This is a genomic window from Paracoccus sanguinis (assembly GCF_900106665.1).
Lineage (GTDB): Bacteria > Pseudomonadota > Alphaproteobacteria > Rhodobacterales > Rhodobacteraceae > Paracoccus > Paracoccus panacisoli.
This window is the reverse complement of record NZ_FNNA01000001.1, coordinates 676104-691313: the sequence shown is the minus strand read 5'-3', so window position 1 is coordinate 691313 and position 15210 is coordinate 676104. Positions and strand designations below refer to the sequence as shown.

Below are 15210 nucleotides of genomic sequence, written 5' to 3'. Positions count from 1 at the left end.
GCCATCACCAACCTCCCCCGAGACGGAAGCCGCCCAGGCCACTGCCCAGCCCGGCCCCAAGGCCGCTCGGCCCGCCACCCGGGGCCGTGAGGATCTGTCCGCCGCCGCCAGCCGCGCCGCCGGCGTAGCGCACGGCATTCGACCACAGCATCTCGAGGCAGTCCGGCCCGTCGTCATGGGCGGCCGAGGGCCACTGCTGAAGCTGGTCGATGAGCGTGCGCTGGCTGCTGTGGAAGCGGATCATCCCCGAGGCGACGGGCGGCTGCAGGCGCTCGATGCGCAGCACCTTGTCGGCGATCGGCTGGATCGGCACGCAGGGCATGGCGATGCCCTGGCGCGCTGCCTGCTTCATCAGCTCGGTCCGCAGCATCTCCTGGAACTGGACGCTCTCCACGAACCAGAGCTGGCACTGGTACTCGCGCTGCAGGGCGATGGCATCGTCGATGATGACGTCGGGCAGGCGCTTGCGGATCGACGCTTCGACCACGTCGAACACGCCCGACAGGCGGTCCATGCCGCCGATCAGGATCGCCGAGGGATCGCGCCCGGCAGCGGCCTTGCCCAGCGAGGGGTCGATCGCGCCGAACAGCACCCAATCCGTCTTCTTCATGACCCAGTACTGCAGGTCGGTGAACGCGTTCGATGCGCTGATCGGGCGGTTCTGGTACTCGCTCTCGAAGGCCTCGTGATCGCCGGCGCGCTCCTGCATCAGGAAGATCAGGCTGTGCATCTCGGGCCAGTTCAGCAGCGTGCCGCGGCTCATCTCCGCCTGGTTCTTGTCCCAGTACGCCTCGCTGGCGGGCTCGTCGTTCAGGTACAGCTCTTCCCAGCGATCCCACAGGTCCATGCGGTCGGGCCACTGCAGAACAGCCTGATAACGGGACACCTGCCAGCCCGGCTTCTTGGCGAAGCGCTCGATCACCGCGTCGAAGTGCAGGACGGTCCCGGCATACAGGACATCCATCGTGCCGTCGGTCGGACCCAACTTCATGACCGCCTTGGAGATCCAGCTCTCCAGCTTGTCGCGCTGGCGCGGGCTTTCGACGTTCTCGTCGTTCTCAACGTCGTCGAGGATGACCAGGTCAGGGCGCCATGGCCCGTGCCGCCGGCCACGGATCTTCTTCCCGGTGCCGAAGCCCTCGACCTTGATGTTGTTGCGCGTGACGATCACGCCCTCGCGCCAGGTGCGCCCGCCGCCCACGATCTTCGGGAAATCGGCCCGCAGGCGCGGGTTGACCTCGAGCTCCGCCTTGATCGCCTCGACCATGATCGCCGCCTGCTCGAAGGCGTCCATGATGAGGCCGATGTAGTGCTTGCGCCCGGTGACGATGCACCACAGCGGAAACCCCAGGCTGATGTGGGTGGACTTGGCCGAGCCCCGCGGCGCGATCACCAGCCGGTGCTGACCCTCAGGCGCTGCGACCATCGCCGGCAGCGCCTGGTAGAGGTCGAGGTGCAGCTTCGAGGGCGGCTTTCCCAGGTAATGCGGCAGGTAGGTCTCGACGAAATAGCGATACCCGTCGGCCGCCATCACCCGCTCGACGCGCGCCCGGCTTTCGGCGACCGAGACGGGGAACGCCTCGACCTCGAGCTCGATCTTCTGACGAAACCCGGCGGCGAGATCGGCGATCTCGTCGAGGAACTCACGGGGCTTCATTGTAGGCCCTCGACAGCTCCTGGCCGAAGGGCTCCAGCACGTCGAGGAACACGGCCGAGTGATGCGGGAACTCGGCATGAACGAACTCGGCGAAGCGCTTCAGCACGTCGGTGGCGATCGCGAGGCGCGAGAGCCGCGGGTTCGCGCGCCCGGCGGCACCGATCATCTTGTTGAACGCGTCCGACAGCGACGCCATGAGCTTGGCACGATCGGCATGGGGCAGCTTGTCGTCGTCGCGCAGCCCCTCCATCGTCGCCTGGAACATGACGGTGAAGTCCTCGACGGCCGAGGTGACGACGGCCTCGAAGCCCTCGCCCTTGACCATCTGCGCGGCCCGCGCGGTGTCCCAGTCGTCGCCGGTCGCCGCAGCGTCCGCCTTCCACCGCCGCAGGGTGCCCTCGGGAACGTCCAGGGAAATGGCGATGACCGGCAGGGACTGCCGGGTCTGCACATACATCTGCCGTGCGCGGTGCTTGGTGTCCTTCGAGTGGGCCATGATCTCAGCTGGTGCCGCCGCCGGTCAGGGCACCCTTGATCAGCCCGACGGCGATGGCGATCACCCCGCCCGAGACGGCGCCCGACAGCGCCGCGCCCTTCTCGACGGTCCGCAGGCGGTCGTCCATCTTCTCGATCCGGCCTTCCACCCGGGCCTGACCCTCCTCGAGCCCCTCCAGTTTGGCGGTGATGGCACCGAGTTCGCGCAGCAGCAGATCGGTGCTCATTTGACGTCCTCGCGGCCGGCAGTCACAGGCGCCGCAGGATCGGCGCCATCCAGGACAACAGTGTTGACGATCGTGGTCGGCGGGTCGGCCGGCGCTGCCGGGGAGGAAACGGAAAGCGGCGGGAGGTTGTGCAGTCCGGTGATCTGGCTAGCGGCGGCAGAACCGAACAGCTCGACCGCAACCGGCAGATTTTCGGCGCGGACACCGGCGTCGGCCAAGGCCTGACCCAGTGCATCCTTGCGGACCTGGCCGATCCCGGCCGCGATCAGCTCGCGCATGCTCGTCGGGTCGATCTTCATCTGGGCGGCCAGTTCGGGGTTGCGGCGCTTGAACGCATCGATCCCTTCGACCAGCAGCTCGTCGGCCTGGCGCATGGGATCGAGCAGCGGCCCCGCCAACACCTTGTCGATCCGCGACAGGACGAACCGGCTGATGAACGTCTCCAGCTGGGCGATGTTCAGCGCGTCGATGCGCTTGTCCGCCTCGATGATCGCGCGGTCGGCCAACGTCCGGTCCTGCGGGGACTTGGCCCGGGCCGGGGCAGCGAAGCGCTCGGAGGTGGCGGCGGCCCAGGTGAATGTCGCGGCAAGCAGCATGCCGACGGCCATCATCACGAGCTGCTGCGTGCCCTCGGCCAGGGTGGTTTCGATGAAGCCGGCGGCAAATGCGGTGACGGGGATCGCAGCCGCGGCAATGGCCAGCGCTGCAGGGACGGTTTTCAGATAGGACGACATTGTGCCTCCTCAGGGCATCTTGGCGGTGTAGCGGCCCACGACCCATCCTTCGCGGCCGTCGAACAGGACCTTCAGCCACTGCGTGCCGTCGATTTCGCGCTGAGCGAACACGGGCAGCGTGGCACCGTGCGGGATGGCGGCGATGACGTTCGGGTTGAAGCTGGGCCAGCGCCGCAGGTTCAGCGGCGAGGCCGGGGAGTGAACCTGGACAAAGCTGCCCGGCTGGACGGCGGACGCGCCCTCGTCCGCGGCGGTGTCGGCAGGATCGTCGCGGCCGAGGATCTTCGCCTTCACGTGGTCGAGCGGGAACAGAGGGTTGGTATCGACCTTGCGGCCCGGGCTCACGTACCAGTGCGTGGTGATGTCGCTCAGGCTGGGGATGTCCCGGAACAGGCACTCGAGCAGCCGGCACAACCCGTCGATCTGGGCTTGCGGGTAGGACATCCAGACGCCTGCACCGTGCTCGGGCGTCTTCATCTCCACCAGGTCGACATCGTCGCTGGGGTCGAAGAACATTTCGCCCCACCAGGACCGGCCGACCAGCGCGCTTCCGGTGCCCGATGCGCGGCTCATCCCGCCCGGGTTGACGATCTCGATCCCGATCGAGAAGCCGTTGCAGTCCGTCCGGCCATTGAAGCTCGACTTTCCGGCGTGGTTGGCGCGCCGGTTGGTCTCGACCAGCTGGGTGATGCTGCCGTCACGCTCGACCACGAAATGGACCGACACCCCAGCCGTGTTCTTCGCGAGGTATGCGGCCGAATTGCCCGTCTCGAGCCGGCCTGCGGTATCATGCAGGATGACGATCTCGGGGACGATCACGCCGCCCACCCAGCGCGCGCGCTGGAACGGGACGTCCTGAACCTTGTGGCGAATGACCTTCATGGGGCGATCCTGACGGGACGAATGCTGATCCCGTCATGCCTGCTGCCGCCCGGTCGCGGGGCAGGACATCAGGTCCGGGGTCAGTCGTCGAACAGGCTTCGCTGGTGGGGGTGCAGATCACTCTGGTTTGCGACCCGGCGCACGTGACGCTGCGATACACCCAGTTCACGCGCGATCGCGGCCCGGTCAAGCCCCTGCGCCTCGAGCCTCTGCACCGCGCCCCTCACCGACCGGGCCGGCCTTCCGTGCGGGACGTAGATGCGCTCGTTGGACAGGAAATCGCACAGGGCATAGCCATCCTTCTCCCCGAGGGCGCGGATGACGGGGTGATCGGGCGGCGGAACGATCGGGAACCTGACCTCCAGCCCGCCGAAGTGCTGCATCAGCTTGATCGCCACCCCCATGCCCAGCGTCTCCGCGATGTCCACCAGGGACAGCGGCAGATCGTCGACCGGCACGGGGAGGTTGCGGGTCATGGTTTCGGCCAGTCCAACTTGCCGCAGGTCTGACGGACGTCGACGATCGTGACGACCACGCCGCCTTCAATGCGATATTCGGTGCCATTGATCGTCAGGCGCGAGGCCCCCGCGCGCAACGCCTCACGGGTCTCCTCGTAGATCTGGCGGCGGACGGCCTCGACATTCACATGGCCGTGCCGTTCCAGCCACCGCAGGACGGCGTGGTCTGAGACTGGCGGGTTGTGGGGGCCGCGGCGGGTCATTGATGGTCCCCGAGCGGGTCATCGGTGGACAGGCCGGCCAGCGGTCCGACAGCAGCTATGCCGGCTGCCGCTAACAATTCACGGGCCATCTCGCCGGCCAGGCATTCAGGCTTCCAGTGGCCCCAGTGCATCGCTAGCCAAGTCACACACGCGCAGATCGTGACGGGATCGAGGTCGATGCTGCCGCCAATCTCGATCTCGGCGCAGCTGAGGGCTGGGGCAGTCATTCGGCGCGCTCCTGCATCTTCTTCATCGCCTCGATCACCTTGCGGGCCTCGTCATGGTCCATGAACTCCGGGTCATCGACACCCGCCATCTTCTTGACGAAGGCGCGCAGGGAAGCGATGCCCGGTTCCCGCCACACCCCGGTCCTCTTCAGCTCGCCCCAGAGCGCAAAGACCTTGCGGACATAGGGCTTGCTGCTCTTCGGACGGTTCGCGCCGCGGGACTTGAAGCCGCGCCGCTTCAGCTCGGCGATCACCGCGCGCCGCTGGGTGTCCGAAAGCTCGGCCGAGCTGCGCTTGCCGGTGACCCGCTCGAGGATCGAGCGGTAGTCGTCCTCCTCCAGCCCCAGTTGCTGCCGGGCGATGTGGATCTGCGCGAGGAGCGGATCGCGAGCCATCACCGCCCCATCGCCTTGGCGCAGCGCGCGCATGTGTCGGGGCTCGTCACCGACGGCATGAACTCCCTGCTGCACAGGCAGCACGAGGACATGCCGCCACGTGCGATCTCGCGCTGGCGGCGGCCCTTGTATCCGGCATAGGCGCCGCGCAGCGACGGCCATGGAACACCCAGCTCGGATGCCACCACCTGGAGCTTCTCACCCCGCTCGAGCCGCTCGAACGCGGGCGCCATGACCTCCTCCGGCAGGTGCGCGCACATGGTGACCGCCTGGCGCGGCCGCTCGACGACAGCGCGCCCAGGGGCAGCAGGCAGGTTTTCCGGTGCGCCCTCACCGTCCTCCACCGCCGGCGGGACGGCCTTGTCCCGTCCGGCCTGCCGCCGCTGCGTCGGCTGGGCGGGCACCTCCTGCTGTTCGGCGACCAGCGCCGGCACGGAAAGCCGCCGGATGGTCATCGGTTCAGGCACGAAGGCGCTGGCCGCGGGCGTATCGGCGGCAGGGGCCGCGGACGCGACCTCGGGCTCCGGCGCCCTGCGCACGGTCAAATGCGAACCCGCCATCCAGTCGTAGAACTGGCGCGCGTGTTCTGGGCGCACGAACGCGCCGAGGACGACTGCCGAATGCTCGAGCACTTCGGTCTGCCCGTCGTCCCTCGTCCTGAGGCTGTAGCTCGTCGTCATCGCATCCTCGGCTGCTCATCAGGACGGGGCCACCACGCCCCGCCGACCGGCCCCGGGGGGGGGCCGGTTTCGCGGTCAGTTCAGCGCCGTCGGGGCCGGCTTGAAGCTCAGCTTGCGGCTGGCCGGGGCATCCACCTGCTCGCCCGTCCGCGGGTTGCGCACTTTGCGGGCCGGGCGCTCTTTCACGGTGAAGCTGCCGAAGCCCTGGAGGCGGACGGCGTGGCCGGTGTTGAGGTTGCCGATGATCGCTTCGAGCACCGCGTCGAGCGTCGCCCGGACCTGCGTCTGGCTCGTGCCGTGGGCGTCCGCGATCTGCTTCACCAGTTCGGTCTTGCCGATGTTCATGGGGTAGTCCTCTGCTCGGGGTTAAACCGCCCGCGCCGTGCGGGTCGGATGGGAGGGCTCGGGCGGCAGCCGCAGCTGTCCGACCGAGGCAAGGTCGTGGGCGAAGCTCAGCCACCGCTCGCGCGCGGCGCGCCAGTTCTGGCCGTAGGGCAGTTCGCGGATCAGCCCGACCGCCCGGTCCACCTCGGCAGCGGTTTCCGGGCTGATCTCGCCCCCGGCCTCTGCGCCGAAGAACACGGCACCCTCGGCCAGGAGCGCGATGTGATCAGCGGCCGCGACCTCGCGGGCGCCGTCGGGCGACCAGGTGACGTCCCAGGCTGCGAAGATCTGGCGATCGAGGTCCAGCTTGGTCTGGGTGATGGCGTTGGCGACGATGCCGCCCGCGACCGGCTGGCTCTTGCTGCAGATCAGCCTGACGGCCGGCGTCACGAGGTCGCCGAGGATCGCCTCGTGGGCATCATGCAGAAGAGCCTGGGCCCGGTGCTGCGGGCGACAGAGCATGGCCACGAGCACCGAGTGCGAGGCCACCGACCAAGGCTCGGGCGTCCGGCCATTGTAGCGGTTGATCTTCGCCAGGCACTCCGAGACCACGCCGGCCGAGAAGGCGGTCGGCGCCAGCCGGTTGAGGTCGAGAAGGCCGTGCGCGGTGCGATAGAGGATGGGGGTCATGCCCGTCCTCCCGGGGTGCCGCGGATTACGATCGAGGCGCGATGACCCACATCGGCGGTAGCGGACTGCCTCTGGGTCACCATGAACAGCGCCAGGATGGCTTCGCGGGCCTCGCTATCCCCCGGGGGCGCGAAGCTCAGCAGCGAAGCGAGGATGTTCGACGAATGGGCAGCGAACACCTTGATGATCTCCGCTATTGGCATCCCCGCGCCAACCAGCTCGGCGAGGATTTGGCTCTGCATGATCGTCGCCTCGGTCAGCGCCGCTTGAGCCTCGATGAACTTGCGATGGCCGATGTCATCCCCGGCGTCGGCCAGGGCGGCAACTCGCAGCGCGGCGCTTTTCTCGCGCATCTGCTCCGCGATCTGCACGGTGTCGTAGGAAACAGGCATCCACTTCTCCTCTCGTTCGTGTTTTCGGTGACCGGCCATCACAGCCGCTCGAACTTTCGGTAGCTGGCCGCCTCGAGCCCGGCGTCGCGGTTCCGCTCGAGCTGGTCGGCCTTGTCGCGTAGGGCCGAGATCGCCTCGTCCCAGCTGCATCCGCCCTGCAGCGCCGGCCGCAACACGCGGTCGAGCTCGTGCCAGAACCACTTCGCGGACGACGTCCGCTCCATCAGACCGCGCCGCGCAGGTCGGTCTCGTAGGGCTCGACCACGAAGTCCTCGCCGTCCGAGCCGATGCTCACGCCCTTGATCGCCGAGGCTGTCGTCCGGTCCTCGAGCATCGCGTCCTTGTTGACCTCGGTCTTGGTCCGCAGGAAGCGATCGCCGAGGCCGGCCCTGCGGATCGCCTCGATCACGTCCTCGATCTTCTTGAGCGTCACCTTGGCCGGCCGCAGCCGCCAGCTCACCTTGCCGGTGGAGAACTCGGCGTACTTGACCTTGCCGCCAGTCAGCCGCGTCCGGTTCACCTCGCAGAAGAGCTGCAGGCCCTCGGTCAGCGCGGTCACCCTGGCGTTGATCGGGGCGACCAGGGCGCCGTAGCGCTCCTGCAGGGCCGCGATCTGGTCGTTCATCTCGGCCTGCAACCGCAGCGCCTCACGCTGCCGATCGCCGATCTCGCGGATCGCCTCGCGCGCCTCGGTATCGTCGGCCGGGATCGGCAGGGCCGGCCCTGCCTTCGTCTTGGTTTTCACCTTCGGAGCCATGGTCATTTCCTCTTCATGGCCGCGGGCGCGGCCGGGTTCTGGGTGCAGGTTCGGCAGGCCGTCCAGTGGCGCAGCCGGTCGGCGGAGCTGGTGGGCATCGGGCTCGTCCGGTGCGCGTCGCACGCGTCGCGCTCGATCTCGGCGCCGAGATGCGGGCAAACGATCGCTCGACCGAACACCTCGAGCACCTTCGCCTCGATCTTCGGGGCGCGGGCGGCGGGGTAGTTCCCCGACAGCAGCAGCGAGATCGACGTTCGGGCGAACCCCAGCTGGCGGGCGATGTCGGCCGTGGTGCGGCCGCGCGCCTTCTCTGCCCTGAGCAGGTCGAGATAGTCGTCGCTCACAGCGCCACCTCCTCGCCGGTGTTGTGGTCGCGCACCTTCCCTGCTCGAGACCGATGCGTTGGCGCCAACGGACCACTGTGCTTCACGACGCGGAAGCGCACGAAGCCGTTGGAGCCGTGACGGCTCCCTTGATCCCGGCCCGGCAACCGGCGCAGATATCCGGCCTTTACAAGGACGGCGCAGTAACGCCTCAGGTTGTCCTCGGCGTCGAGTTCGTCACCACGGGCCGAAGCGACGATGAGGTCAGGCACCGTGAACGAAGTCTTGGTCAGACCCATCACGTTCCAGGCGCGCTGGCGCAGCCCGGACCCGGCGGCGCGCCGCGGCTGGCGCCAGACGACGTTTGCCGGACCGCTTGTGATCACGACCCCTCCCTTCTGTGCAGCCAGGCCACCATCCGTCGCCCGAAAGCATCCGGGCTCGGTGCGCTCGACCAGATCCCGGGCGATCAGCCCCGACGCCGCCTTGCTCACCTGGACCGCCGTCAGCCCCACAAGGTCTGCGAGCTGGTGAATGGTCAGGCACGAAGTCCCCAGCGCATGGAGAATTCTTGTCTGGTTTGTCACAGCCCCGCCTCCCTCAGTCCCATCAGGCAGAAGCGGGCGTCGTCGGCCGCGACCTCGACGAACTGGCCCAGAGCGGCAAGGTCTTCCGTGGGCGTGGCCATCTGCAGCGCGCCTCGGGCAGCGCCATAGGCGAGCGCCAGTGCCTGCGCGACCTCGGTCAGCGTGGGCTCGCGGCCCAAGCGCTTCTCAAGCCTGCCTGTCAGCTCCCGCAGGCTGTCGACCGCCTCGGTGGCGATCAGCTGCATGTCCGCCAGCGTCGTCATTTTGCACCCCCGGGGACCATCACCGGGTTGCCGCTGCGGCGATCGTTCATCAGCAGATGGCCAGCCATGTCGCGCAGCGTGAGGCCGTCGGGGCCGGTGGTCTTGTTCCGCCCGAACCGCTCGATGTTGCGGATCGCCTCGAGCACCTCGCTGTTGTAGCCGCTGGAAGCGCTGTGCACGAACTGCGCGAGATCCGGCGCCACCTTCACCTCGCACTTGGCGTCCAGGAACTTCTGGACATCCGCGAGGTCAGCCGGCTCGAACCGCACATAGCGGCTGATGCGGCGCGCGGTCTGGGGATAGCGGACCAGCTGATCGCGGATCTTGCCCATCCCGACCAGAACGATCGGCACTGCCGCGATGTCGGCCAGGTCGCGGACGAGGTTCATCAGCTTGGACTTCGACGAGATGTAGTCGGCCTCGTCGAGCACGATGGCAAAGCTCTGCCCGGTCATCTCCGCGACCCGCTGGCGTTCGGCCAGCATCTGCAGGCAGGCGCTGAACCGCGCCTCATGCCCATGCGGCACGGCCGCGCGGCCGCATTCGAGCAGCTCCTTCATCAGCCAGTAAGAGGTCCAGTCCTCCTTGGCGCGAAGATAGAAACAGCTCTCCATCGCCGCCCAGCGATGCAGAATAGTGGTCTTGCCAAGGCCCGGCGCGCCATCGACCACGATCAGGCGGCACTCCTCGGCGCCGCGGGACTGCAGCCCCTCGATTGCGTCGAAGAACGCGCGATAGTTTCGGGTTTCCACAAAGACGGGTCTCATGTAGCCTTTTCTCCGTACTGCTCGTTGTTCGTTCAGTGCTGGTGGTCAGGCGGCCGATCTCAGAAGGTCCAGCAAAGCCCAGGGATCGACGCCTGCCATCTCCAGCTTCCGCCGCCCGGCAGGGCGATGGATTTTTTCCTCCAGCGTGATGCGCCAGCCGGGGTTCATGGTGTTCAGCGTGCCGTGGTCGGCCATGATCGCCACGGCCATGCACACCTCCTCGTCATCGGCGAAAGCGTGGGCTGGCTCAGGCGCGCCGGACGAGACAGCCTCGGGCTGTGGCGCGATGACGGCGACGGCCTCGGGCGCACGCGCGGGCTCTATGAACTCGGCCACCGGCGCTAGGGCCTGCGCCTCGATGAAGTAGACGCCGCGCGCCTCAGCCTCGACCTCCTCCCGCTTGAGATCGAGCCGCCGCATCCGGCCCCTCGCACGGGTTTCCTTGGCCTTGTCGGTGAGCGAGTGCGGGAAATAGCGCTGCTTGTTTGCGAAATAATCCGCCACGCAGATCAAGGCGCCTTGAGCGGGCTTGCCCTCGTGATGCACCAGCTCCCGCACCCAAACCCGGCTGGCATCGTGAATGTCGATCCCGACGAGGACCTCCATCCCGTCGAAGGGCTGCAGCGCCTGATGGAAGTACTGGTTGTTGTTCCACTGCACTTCACCGCGCGCCGACTTGCGCCGCACGTAGGGCCGGAACAGATCGTCAACCTCGTCCGCGGTGACCGCGATCGCCTCAAAGCCGCTGGCCACGAACTCCGCCCATTTCTCGTTCGGCGACGCCGCCCGAAGCCGCCCGCTCTCCGCGTCGCGCACCTTCAACGTCCGATGTGGCCGGTCGTTGTAGGCCGCGACCGTCGCCTCCACCGCGGCCAGGAACTGATCCCAGGTCGGCAGCAGCCGGCTCGCGCCCACCTCGCGGATGTCGCGGACGAGCGCTTTCTGCCGAGCCTTTCCCGCCTCGCGGTCCATGTCGTCGCCGCAGTAGCTCGGCAGCGCTTTGGCAAGGTTGGTCCAGATCGACTGGTGCGACCGCTCGATCACCCCGCGCGACTGCGACACATAGGGCAGCGAGTGGACCGGCGTGATCCCTAGCCGGCCGCAAATGCCGCTGGTGGCATTGTCGAGGGCATCGTTGCGGAAACCGGGCCCGCGGTCGGTGTAGAGCAGCGCGGGGATGCCATGAGTCTCGCAAGCGTGCCGAAGCGCATCCGCGACCCCGCGGCTGTTCTCCACGAGCCCGACCGACCAGCCAACACATTTGCGCGTGGCCACGTCGAGGATGGGGGTGATCTCGGGACGGAAAGGCCGGCCGTGGATCGGATGTGCGACCTCGGCCTCGAAGAGCTTGCCGTCCGAGGTGTAGATCTCGGTCGGTTCGATCCCGTCGAGCGTTCGGCGGGTGAAGGCCATCCGCGCCTTCAGCGCAATCGGGCCTTCGCGGCGCTTGAACGGCGCGAGGTAATTGTCGGTGCCCTTGAGGCTCGCGATCGCACGGCGCGCCTGATCGTAGCTGGGCGCTGCCGACGGATCGGCTAGGTGTTTGCGCAGGTCATCGAGCGCCTGTGCGAGCGTCGGTTTGGCCGGCTTGCAGTAGTGGCGCAGCAGCATCGGCAACCAGTCCGGCATCCCGGACTTGCACTCTTGCGGCCGCGCCTCTGGCAGCAGGGCGCGCACCCCGCCTTCTTGATAGGCCTGCCTCCATGCATAGAGCCGGGCCCGGCTCGGCAGGCGCAGCTCGCCCCGGCCCTTCTCGACCGACAGCGCCAGCATCTCCATGAGCGATGTGGGCAGCAGCCCGGCCTGCGCCTCGGCCAGCAGGTTGAGGATCGCCTGTCGCGCCGAGCCGTCGAGGATCTCGCGGCGGCGCAGCTCGACCATGACTGCGCCCCGCGCCTCCATCACGCGGCGGCGATGGGCGGCGACCTTTTCGGCGGTCTCGGACGCGCGCTCCTTGACCACTGCGGCTTCGCGGGTAGCGGTAGCGCTGGCCAGCGCGGCGCGCTGGCGCCGGGCCCAGTCGGCCCGCGCGGCCTCGGGCAGGCAGCTGACGTGATATTCCCAGCCGCCGCCGCGCCCCTTGCGCTTGCGGGCATGGGTCGAGCCGAGGGCGTTCCAGTCCTCGCGCTTAGCTGTCCGAATGACGCCGCTCTCGGTGGCCGGCACCCCGTCCAGCCCTTCCGCCGCCCATTCGGCCGCTGTCTTCCAGTCGCTCATCTCTTGCCCTTCCAGCGCAGCGCCAGTGCCTGCCGGCGGCGCTCCAGTTCGGCCTGCTGTTCGTCAATGAAATGCAGCTCGATCAGCTCGGCGTATTTCGCCGGCACCACGACCAGCCCGAAGGCGTCGGCCACGAACCCCAGCAGCCCGGTCTGCCCGGTCACCTCCACGAGGGCGATGAACCGCTCGAGCGTGATCGTGTGGCCCTCGCGCGCCTGGCTGGCATAGGCGTCGAGCATGTGCTTGCTGATGTCCTCGCCGAGGTAGTCGGACATCTCGGCCGCGATCCGGTCGCGCGGCATCGCCGAGGCGGCCAGCGCCTGCGACACCGCCCGGCTGATCCGCGAGCGCAGCGTGCCGCCCTGGGGCAACGGCCCCTCAAGCCGCGCGGCGACCTCCGGCGGTTGCCAGTCGCGGAACAGGTCGGGGGTCAGGCGGTCACGCTTGGCCATTGTCGGACCGGCGGAACGGGATAATCTGGCACTGACGGACAGGGCTGCCACCCCGCCCGCCAGCTACATCCCCCTGTTCAAGATCAACAGAAGGACGATCCGAATGATCGAGAACATCACCACCGCCATCGGGTTTGCGGGCGCCGCCGCAACCGCATTCGATACCGCCGCCAACGGGCTGGCACGACTGAAGGGTCTCTTCGCCAAGGAGACGCCCCAGGATGCCCAGTACCGGGCGCAGATCGTCGAGATCACCACCCAGCTTCTGGCGGCACAGGAAGCCAACCTGGAGACGAAAAAGTTGCTGCTGAAGCTCAAGGAAGAAGAGCAGCGCCGGAGCAAGTTTGAACAGCAGGCGAGCCGCTATACGCTTACGACGACCGATCGGGGCGGCCTCGTATATAGCCTGAACCCGGACGATGCTAAAGGAGAGCCCCCGCACGATCTGTGCGCAGCCTGCTTTGAGCAGGAGAAGCGTTCGATAATGCAGTTCGTTCAACCCAACACGCTCGAGTGCCCGCTCTGCAAGACAAGGGTTCCGAAGAGCGACGGGAAGAACTACGGCATGGTTGCCGCCAGATCGCGCGGCGGCAGCCCGTTCGCACTCTGAGTAGCGGATCATTTCGCGACCGCTCCCCTGATGATGCAGAGCAGTCCGGCCACCGACCAGCCGACCGCCCCCCAGTGGTGGGGCTGGTCGATTGAGGCCAAGATGAACATGGCGACCCCGATGAGCATGTAGCCTTGCCCCTTCGTCATGCTGCGTCCTCCACGCGCTCTATCCACCGGAAACCCGGCCCCTGATCGACCAGCCGCAGCCGCCCCTTGGCGCTGCCCTCGGCCCAGATTTCGTTGACGATGCTGCCGTGCAGACCGGTCGCCGCCGCGATGCCGGCCAGATCGAGCCGCGCAGGCGGCGCCAGCGCTTCCCAGACCGCCCGCTTGTGCTCGGGCGTGACCCACTCGGCGATCATCGACGGCTGGTACGGGTTCATCTGTCGTCACCCGCAATGCGCGTCACGGATATGGCGACCGCGATGACCGGCCAGATCATCACGACGAACACGCGCGACCAGGCCGCCGGCACCCGGCCATCCATCACCATGATGCCGATGTGGAGCAGTTCGCGCGTGACGACCGCTCCCGCGACGTACAGAAGGGCCACAAGCCAGATCAGCACCCCGGTCATGCCTGGCCCCAGTGCTGCTCGACCACGTCAGCCTGACCGGGGAATTCGTCCGGCTGGCGCTCCTCGAAGTGCAGCGGCGAGCGGTTGTCGAAGAACCGCTCGACCGCGGCGCGGGTAGCGCAGCAGCGGACGGCTCCTGTCCGCAGGTCGCGGAACTGGCGCGGCGTGACGCCGGGATGTTCATCGCGTTCGTGGGTCACCATGCATCCTCCAGCACGGCGTTGAACAGGTCGTCGGCGCAGATCGTGGCCAGCAGCACGCTGGCGAGCATTTCCGGGCTCACATGGCGCCGCTCGGCCTCGGCCCGCAGGCGGATCAGGCTCTTGCTGTCGCCGGACAGGACCGTCACGCCGGTCCTGTCGGTGGGCACCGGGACGGCCCGGCCCTTGCGACGGGCGGCGATGATCCACTTGCTGACCGTCGTCTTCGACAGGCCGAACCTGCCGGCGATGTCGCGCTGGCTCACCCCGGTTTCGGCCAGGGTGATCACGCTCTCGCGGACCTCGGGCGGGAACGGCGACGTCCTCATGCCCGCGCCTCCGCGACGATCTCGCGCAAGTCGCCCATCGTGCACTCGTCGTCCAAAGAAAGGCCGGCCACTGCCTCCACCGTCTCGAGCACGTCGATCAGCGCCTGGATGCCTCCCACTACGCGGGCCAGCTTCGCCTCAGCGAGGGCGGCGCGGGCCTCGGCGGGGGCGGACGGACGGGTGTCGGGTGTCATCGCGCCACGCCCGCCAGCTCGTGGCCGCTCTCGACGAGGCCGAGCCCGGCGAGCACCCAGATCCCGGCGGCCAGGGTCGCGAAGATCAGCATCGCGCCCACGGCGTCGGTGATGTCATCGGCGGTGATGCGCCCGAACATGCGGGCCGCGCGGCGGAGCGTGAGGCGGTTCATGCCGCCATCTCCTTTTGACATTCCACCGCCGAGTTATCGGCGTTAAGTTGCTTTCGGATGCGGGGATGTTTGGGCAGGCCCGCGCTGTCGTAACGGCCCGGCCAGATGTGGTGGGCCGGGACACCGAGGAACTGGGCGATCGCCTGTTCGCCGGCATAGCAGGGGCGCTTCAGCGCCTGCTGGGCCGTGCTGACGTGCAGGCCCGCGTCCTCGGCGATCTTCGCCAGCGTGCTGCCTGCCTTGGACACCGCCGCACGTACGTCGGCCGGGTGCCATGAAATGGCATCTTTGGTCATCTGCTCTCTCCCGCGCCGGTGGCACCCGGCTGTTGGGTA

29 protein-coding genes and 1 other RNA gene are annotated in these 15210 nt (G+C 68.0%); 1 reads left to right on the top strand and 29 read right to left on the bottom strand.

Features of this window, described 5'->3' with window-relative positions:
* Positions 1 to 4: 4 nt before the first annotated feature.
* The 22 genes from terL to BLW17_RS03345 all read right to left on the bottom strand — a co-directional run bounded on the left by terL (position 5) and on the right by BLW17_RS03345 (position 12790).
* Positions 5 to 1657, bottom strand: coding sequence for a phage terminase large subunit (gene terL, locus BLW17_RS03450; RefSeq protein ID WP_052176090.1), 1653 nt, complete (start codon positions 1655 to 1657; stop codon positions 5 to 7).
* Positions 1644 to 2153, bottom strand: coding sequence for a DUF1804 family protein (locus BLW17_RS03445; RefSeq protein WP_036730617.1), 510 nt, complete (start codon positions 2151 to 2153; stop codon positions 1644 to 1646). Before BLW17_RS03445 ends, terL begins: the two co-directional genes overlap by 14 nt.
* Before the next feature lie 4 nt (positions 2154 to 2157).
* Positions 2158 to 2379: a hypothetical protein gene (locus BLW17_RS03440; RefSeq protein WP_036730620.1), complete on the bottom strand. Its 222-nt coding sequence runs from the start codon at positions 2377 to 2379 to the stop codon at positions 2158 to 2160.
* Positions 2376 to 3113 carry a hypothetical protein gene (locus BLW17_RS03435; RefSeq protein ID WP_036730623.1) on the bottom strand — a complete coding sequence of 246 codons (738 nt, stop codon included), beginning with the start codon at positions 3111 to 3113 and terminating at the stop codon, positions 2376 to 2378. Before BLW17_RS03435 ends, BLW17_RS03440 begins: the two co-directional genes overlap by 4 nt.
* 9 nt (positions 3114 to 3122) lie before the next feature.
* On the bottom strand, positions 3123 to 3995 hold the full coding sequence (locus BLW17_RS03430; protein WP_036730626.1) for an N-acetylmuramoyl-L-alanine amidase: 873 nt from the start codon (positions 3993 to 3995) through the stop codon (positions 3123 to 3125).
* A gap of 80 nt (positions 3996 to 4075) precedes the next feature.
* Positions 4076 to 4471, bottom strand: coding sequence for a hypothetical protein (locus BLW17_RS03425; protein ID WP_036730633.1), 396 nt, complete (start codon positions 4469 to 4471; stop codon positions 4076 to 4078).
* Positions 4468 to 4716: a hypothetical protein gene (locus BLW17_RS03420; RefSeq protein ID WP_036730635.1), complete on the bottom strand. Its 249-nt coding sequence runs from the start codon at positions 4714 to 4716 to the stop codon at positions 4468 to 4470. Before BLW17_RS03420 ends, BLW17_RS03425 begins: the two co-directional genes overlap by 4 nt.
* A complete protein-coding gene (locus tag BLW17_RS03415; protein ID WP_036730642.1) occupies positions 4713 to 4943 on the bottom strand; it encodes a hypothetical protein in 231 nt (76 codons plus the stop codon). Before BLW17_RS03415 ends, BLW17_RS03420 begins: the two co-directional genes overlap by 4 nt.
* Positions 4940 to 5338 (bottom strand): gp16 family protein, encoded by a 399-nt coding sequence (locus tag BLW17_RS03410; RefSeq protein WP_036730762.1) that lies wholly within the window; start codon positions 5336 to 5338, stop codon positions 4940 to 4942. The genes BLW17_RS03415 and BLW17_RS03410 overlap by 4 nt, the downstream gene beginning before the upstream one ends.
* Positions 5338 to 6018: a hypothetical protein gene (locus BLW17_RS18045; protein WP_036730644.1), complete on the bottom strand. Its 681-nt coding sequence runs from the start codon at positions 6016 to 6018 to the stop codon at positions 5338 to 5340. The genes BLW17_RS03410 and BLW17_RS18045 overlap by 1 nt, the downstream gene beginning before the upstream one ends.
* A 5-nt stretch (positions 6019 to 6023) precedes the next feature.
* Positions 6024 to 6093, bottom strand: an RNA gene (locus BLW17_RS03400) — hammerhead ribozyme type II.
* Positions 6094 to 6363 carry an HU family DNA-binding protein gene (locus BLW17_RS03395; RefSeq protein ID WP_052176094.1) on the bottom strand — a complete coding sequence of 90 codons (270 nt, stop codon included), beginning with the start codon at positions 6361 to 6363 and terminating at the stop codon, positions 6094 to 6096.
* A 21-nt stretch (positions 6364 to 6384) separates the two neighbouring features.
* Entirely contained in the window at positions 6385 to 7032 is a 648-nt protein-coding gene (locus BLW17_RS03390; RefSeq protein ID WP_052176095.1) for an HD domain-containing protein, read from the bottom strand.
* Positions 7029 to 7424: a hypothetical protein gene (locus BLW17_RS03385; RefSeq protein WP_036730646.1), complete on the bottom strand. Its 396-nt coding sequence runs from the start codon at positions 7422 to 7424 to the stop codon at positions 7029 to 7031. Before BLW17_RS03385 ends, BLW17_RS03390 begins: the two co-directional genes overlap by 4 nt.
* Before the next feature lie 38 nt (positions 7425 to 7462).
* The gene (locus BLW17_RS03380; protein ID WP_036730649.1) at positions 7463 to 7648 is read right to left on the bottom strand and encodes a hypothetical protein; all 186 of its coding nucleotides are present in this window, start codon (positions 7646 to 7648) and stop codon (positions 7463 to 7465) included.
* Positions 7648 to 8181: a host-nuclease inhibitor Gam family protein gene (locus BLW17_RS03375; protein ID WP_231572701.1), complete on the bottom strand. Its 534-nt coding sequence runs from the start codon at positions 8179 to 8181 to the stop codon at positions 7648 to 7650. Before BLW17_RS03375 ends, BLW17_RS03380 begins: the two co-directional genes overlap by 1 nt.
* Before the next feature lie 2 nt (positions 8182 to 8183).
* Positions 8184 to 8525 (bottom strand): hypothetical protein, encoded by a 342-nt coding sequence (locus BLW17_RS03370; protein ID WP_036730654.1) that lies wholly within the window; start codon positions 8523 to 8525, stop codon positions 8184 to 8186.
* A complete protein-coding gene (locus tag BLW17_RS03365; RefSeq protein ID WP_036730656.1) occupies positions 8522 to 9091 on the bottom strand; it encodes a MarR family transcriptional regulator in 570 nt (189 codons plus the stop codon). Before BLW17_RS03365 ends, BLW17_RS03370 begins: the two co-directional genes overlap by 4 nt.
* Positions 9088 to 9354: a sigma-70 family RNA polymerase sigma factor gene (locus tag BLW17_RS03360; protein WP_036730658.1), complete on the bottom strand. Its 267-nt coding sequence runs from the start codon at positions 9352 to 9354 to the stop codon at positions 9088 to 9090. The genes BLW17_RS03365 and BLW17_RS03360 overlap by 4 nt, the downstream gene beginning before the upstream one ends.
* Positions 9351 to 10121, bottom strand: coding sequence for an AAA family ATPase (locus tag BLW17_RS03355; protein WP_036730666.1), 771 nt, complete (start codon positions 10119 to 10121; stop codon positions 9351 to 9353). Before BLW17_RS03355 ends, BLW17_RS03360 begins: the two co-directional genes overlap by 4 nt.
* A gap of 45 nt (positions 10122 to 10166) precedes the next feature.
* On the bottom strand, positions 10167 to 12338 hold the full coding sequence (locus BLW17_RS03350; protein WP_052176099.1) for a Mu transposase C-terminal domain-containing protein: 2172 nt from the start codon (positions 12336 to 12338) through the stop codon (positions 10167 to 10169).
* Entirely contained in the window at positions 12335 to 12790 is a 456-nt protein-coding gene (locus tag BLW17_RS03345; RefSeq protein WP_036730668.1) for a hypothetical protein, read from the bottom strand. Before BLW17_RS03345 ends, BLW17_RS03350 begins: the two co-directional genes overlap by 4 nt.
* Before the next feature lie 103 nt (positions 12791 to 12893).
* Here BLW17_RS03345 and BLW17_RS03340 point away from each other — a divergent pair, with 103 nt between their 5' ends.
* A complete protein-coding gene (locus BLW17_RS03340; protein ID WP_036730670.1) occupies positions 12894 to 13400 on the top strand; it encodes an RING finger protein in 507 nt (168 codons plus the stop codon).
* A gap of 145 nt (positions 13401 to 13545) precedes the next feature.
* Here the strand turns inward: BLW17_RS03340 and BLW17_RS03335 are convergent, their stop codons facing one another.
* From BLW17_RS03335 to BLW17_RS03310, 7 genes are read right to left on the bottom strand one after another with little or no spacing between them, the layout of a single operon-like run.
* Entirely contained in the window at positions 13546 to 13785 is a 240-nt protein-coding gene (locus BLW17_RS03335; RefSeq protein WP_139305894.1) for a hypothetical protein, read from the bottom strand.
* Positions 13782 to 13979, bottom strand: a complete 198-nt coding sequence (locus tag BLW17_RS03330) for a hypothetical protein (protein ID WP_036730675.1) — start codon at positions 13977 to 13979, stop codon at positions 13782 to 13784. Before BLW17_RS03330 ends, BLW17_RS03335 begins: the two co-directional genes overlap by 4 nt.
* On the bottom strand, positions 13976 to 14179 hold the full coding sequence (locus BLW17_RS03325) for a hypothetical protein (protein ID WP_156116102.1): 204 nt from the start codon (positions 14177 to 14179) through the stop codon (positions 13976 to 13978). The genes BLW17_RS03330 and BLW17_RS03325 overlap by 4 nt, the downstream gene beginning before the upstream one ends.
* A complete protein-coding gene (locus BLW17_RS03320; protein WP_036730678.1) occupies positions 14176 to 14508 on the bottom strand; it encodes a transposase in 333 nt (110 codons plus the stop codon). The genes BLW17_RS03325 and BLW17_RS03320 overlap by 4 nt, the downstream gene beginning before the upstream one ends.
* The gene (locus BLW17_RS03315) at positions 14505 to 14702 is read right to left on the bottom strand and encodes a hypothetical protein (protein WP_036730679.1); all 198 of its coding nucleotides are present in this window, start codon (positions 14700 to 14702) and stop codon (positions 14505 to 14507) included. Before BLW17_RS03315 ends, BLW17_RS03320 begins: the two co-directional genes overlap by 4 nt.
* The gene (locus tag BLW17_RS18040; RefSeq protein WP_156116103.1) at positions 14699 to 14875 is read right to left on the bottom strand and encodes a hypothetical protein; all 177 of its coding nucleotides are present in this window, start codon (positions 14873 to 14875) and stop codon (positions 14699 to 14701) included. Before BLW17_RS18040 ends, BLW17_RS03315 begins: the two co-directional genes overlap by 4 nt.
* Positions 14872 to 15171, bottom strand: a complete 300-nt coding sequence (locus tag BLW17_RS03310; protein WP_036730680.1) for a helix-turn-helix domain-containing protein — start codon at positions 15169 to 15171, stop codon at positions 14872 to 14874. The genes BLW17_RS18040 and BLW17_RS03310 overlap by 4 nt, the downstream gene beginning before the upstream one ends.
* Positions 15172 to 15210: the final 39 nt, after the last annotated feature.

Excerpts from the sequence above, each read along its gene's own strand:
- BLW17_RS03435 (WP_036730623.1), bottom strand. The coding sequence starts at position 3,113 with ATGTCGTCCTATCTGAAAACCGTCCCTGCAGCGCTGGCCATTGCCGCG.
- BLW17_RS03425 (WP_036730633.1), bottom strand. The coding sequence starts at position 4,471 with ATGACCCGCAACCTCCCCGTGCCGGTCGACGATCTGCCGCTGTCCCTG.
- BLW17_RS03410 (WP_036730762.1), bottom strand. The coding sequence starts at position 5,338 with ATGGCTCGCGATCCGCTCCTCGCGCAGATCCACATCGCCCGGCAGCAA.
- BLW17_RS03315 (WP_036730679.1), bottom strand. The coding sequence starts at position 14,702 with ATGACACCCGACACCCGTCCGTCCGCCCCCGCCGAGGCCCGCGCCGCC.
- BLW17_RS03345 (WP_036730668.1), bottom strand. The coding sequence starts at position 12,790 with ATGGCCAAGCGTGACCGCCTGACCCCCGACCTGTTCCGCGACTGGCAA.
- BLW17_RS03360 (WP_036730658.1), bottom strand. The coding sequence starts at position 9,354 with ATGACGACGCTGGCGGACATGCAGCTGATCGCCACCGAGGCGGTCGAC.
- BLW17_RS03330 (WP_036730675.1), bottom strand. The coding sequence starts at position 13,979 with ATGACCGGGGTGCTGATCTGGCTTGTGGCCCTTCTGTACGTCGCGGGA.
- BLW17_RS03385 (WP_036730646.1), bottom strand. The coding sequence starts at position 7,424 with ATGCCTGTTTCCTACGACACCGTGCAGATCGCGGAGCAGATGCGCGAG.
- BLW17_RS03415 (WP_036730642.1), bottom strand. The coding sequence starts at position 4,943 with ATGACTGCCCCAGCCCTCAGCTGCGCCGAGATCGAGATTGGCGGCAGC.
- BLW17_RS03440 (WP_036730620.1), bottom strand. The coding sequence starts at position 2,379 with ATGAGCACCGATCTGCTGCTGCGCGAACTCGGTGCCATCACCGCCAAA.
- BLW17_RS18045 (WP_036730644.1), bottom strand. The coding sequence starts at position 6,018 with ATGACGACGAGCTACAGCCTCAGGACGAGGGACGACGGGCAGACCGAA.
- BLW17_RS18040 (WP_156116103.1), bottom strand. The coding sequence starts at position 14,875 with ATGAACCGCCTCACGCTCCGCCGCGCGGCCCGCATGTTCGGGCGCATC.
- BLW17_RS03420 (WP_036730635.1), bottom strand. The coding sequence starts at position 4,716 with ATGACCCGCCGCGGCCCCCACAACCCGCCAGTCTCAGACCACGCCGTC.
- BLW17_RS03375 (WP_231572701.1), bottom strand. The coding sequence starts at position 8,181 with ATGGCTCCGAAGGTGAAAACCAAGACGAAGGCAGGGCCGGCCCTGCCG.
- BLW17_RS03380 (WP_036730649.1), bottom strand. The coding sequence starts at position 7,648 with ATGGAGCGGACGTCGTCCGCGAAGTGGTTCTGGCACGAGCTCGACCGC.
- BLW17_RS03445 (WP_036730617.1), bottom strand. The coding sequence starts at position 2,153 with ATGGCCCACTCGAAGGACACCAAGCACCGCGCACGGCAGATGTATGTG.
- BLW17_RS03390 (WP_052176095.1), bottom strand. The coding sequence starts at position 7,032 with ATGACCCCCATCCTCTATCGCACCGCGCACGGCCTTCTCGACCTCAAC.
- BLW17_RS03335 (WP_139305894.1), bottom strand. The coding sequence starts at position 13,785 with ATGAACCCGTACCAGCCGTCGATGATCGCCGAGTGGGTCACGCCCGAG.
- BLW17_RS03355 (WP_036730666.1), bottom strand. The coding sequence starts at position 10,121 with ATGAGACCCGTCTTTGTGGAAACCCGAAACTATCGCGCGTTCTTCGAC.
- BLW17_RS03310 (WP_036730680.1), bottom strand. The coding sequence starts at position 15,171 with ATGACCAAAGATGCCATTTCATGGCACCCGGCCGACGTACGTGCGGCG.
- BLW17_RS03350 (WP_052176099.1), bottom strand. The coding sequence starts at position 12,338 with ATGAGCGACTGGAAGACAGCGGCCGAATGGGCGGCGGAAGGGCTGGAC.
- terL (WP_052176090.1), bottom strand. The coding sequence starts at position 1,657 with ATGAAGCCCCGTGAGTTCCTCGACGAGATCGCCGATCTCGCCGCCGGG.
- BLW17_RS03340 (WP_036730670.1), top strand. The coding sequence starts at position 12,894 with ATGATCGAGAACATCACCACCGCCATCGGGTTTGCGGGCGCCGCCGCA.
- BLW17_RS03430 (WP_036730626.1), bottom strand. The coding sequence starts at position 3,995 with ATGAAGGTCATTCGCCACAAGGTTCAGGACGTCCCGTTCCAGCGCGCG.
- BLW17_RS03320 (WP_036730678.1), bottom strand. The coding sequence starts at position 14,508 with ATGAGGACGTCGCCGTTCCCGCCCGAGGTCCGCGAGAGCGTGATCACC.
- BLW17_RS03395 (WP_052176094.1), bottom strand. The coding sequence starts at position 6,363 with ATGAACATCGGCAAGACCGAACTGGTGAAGCAGATCGCGGACGCCCAC.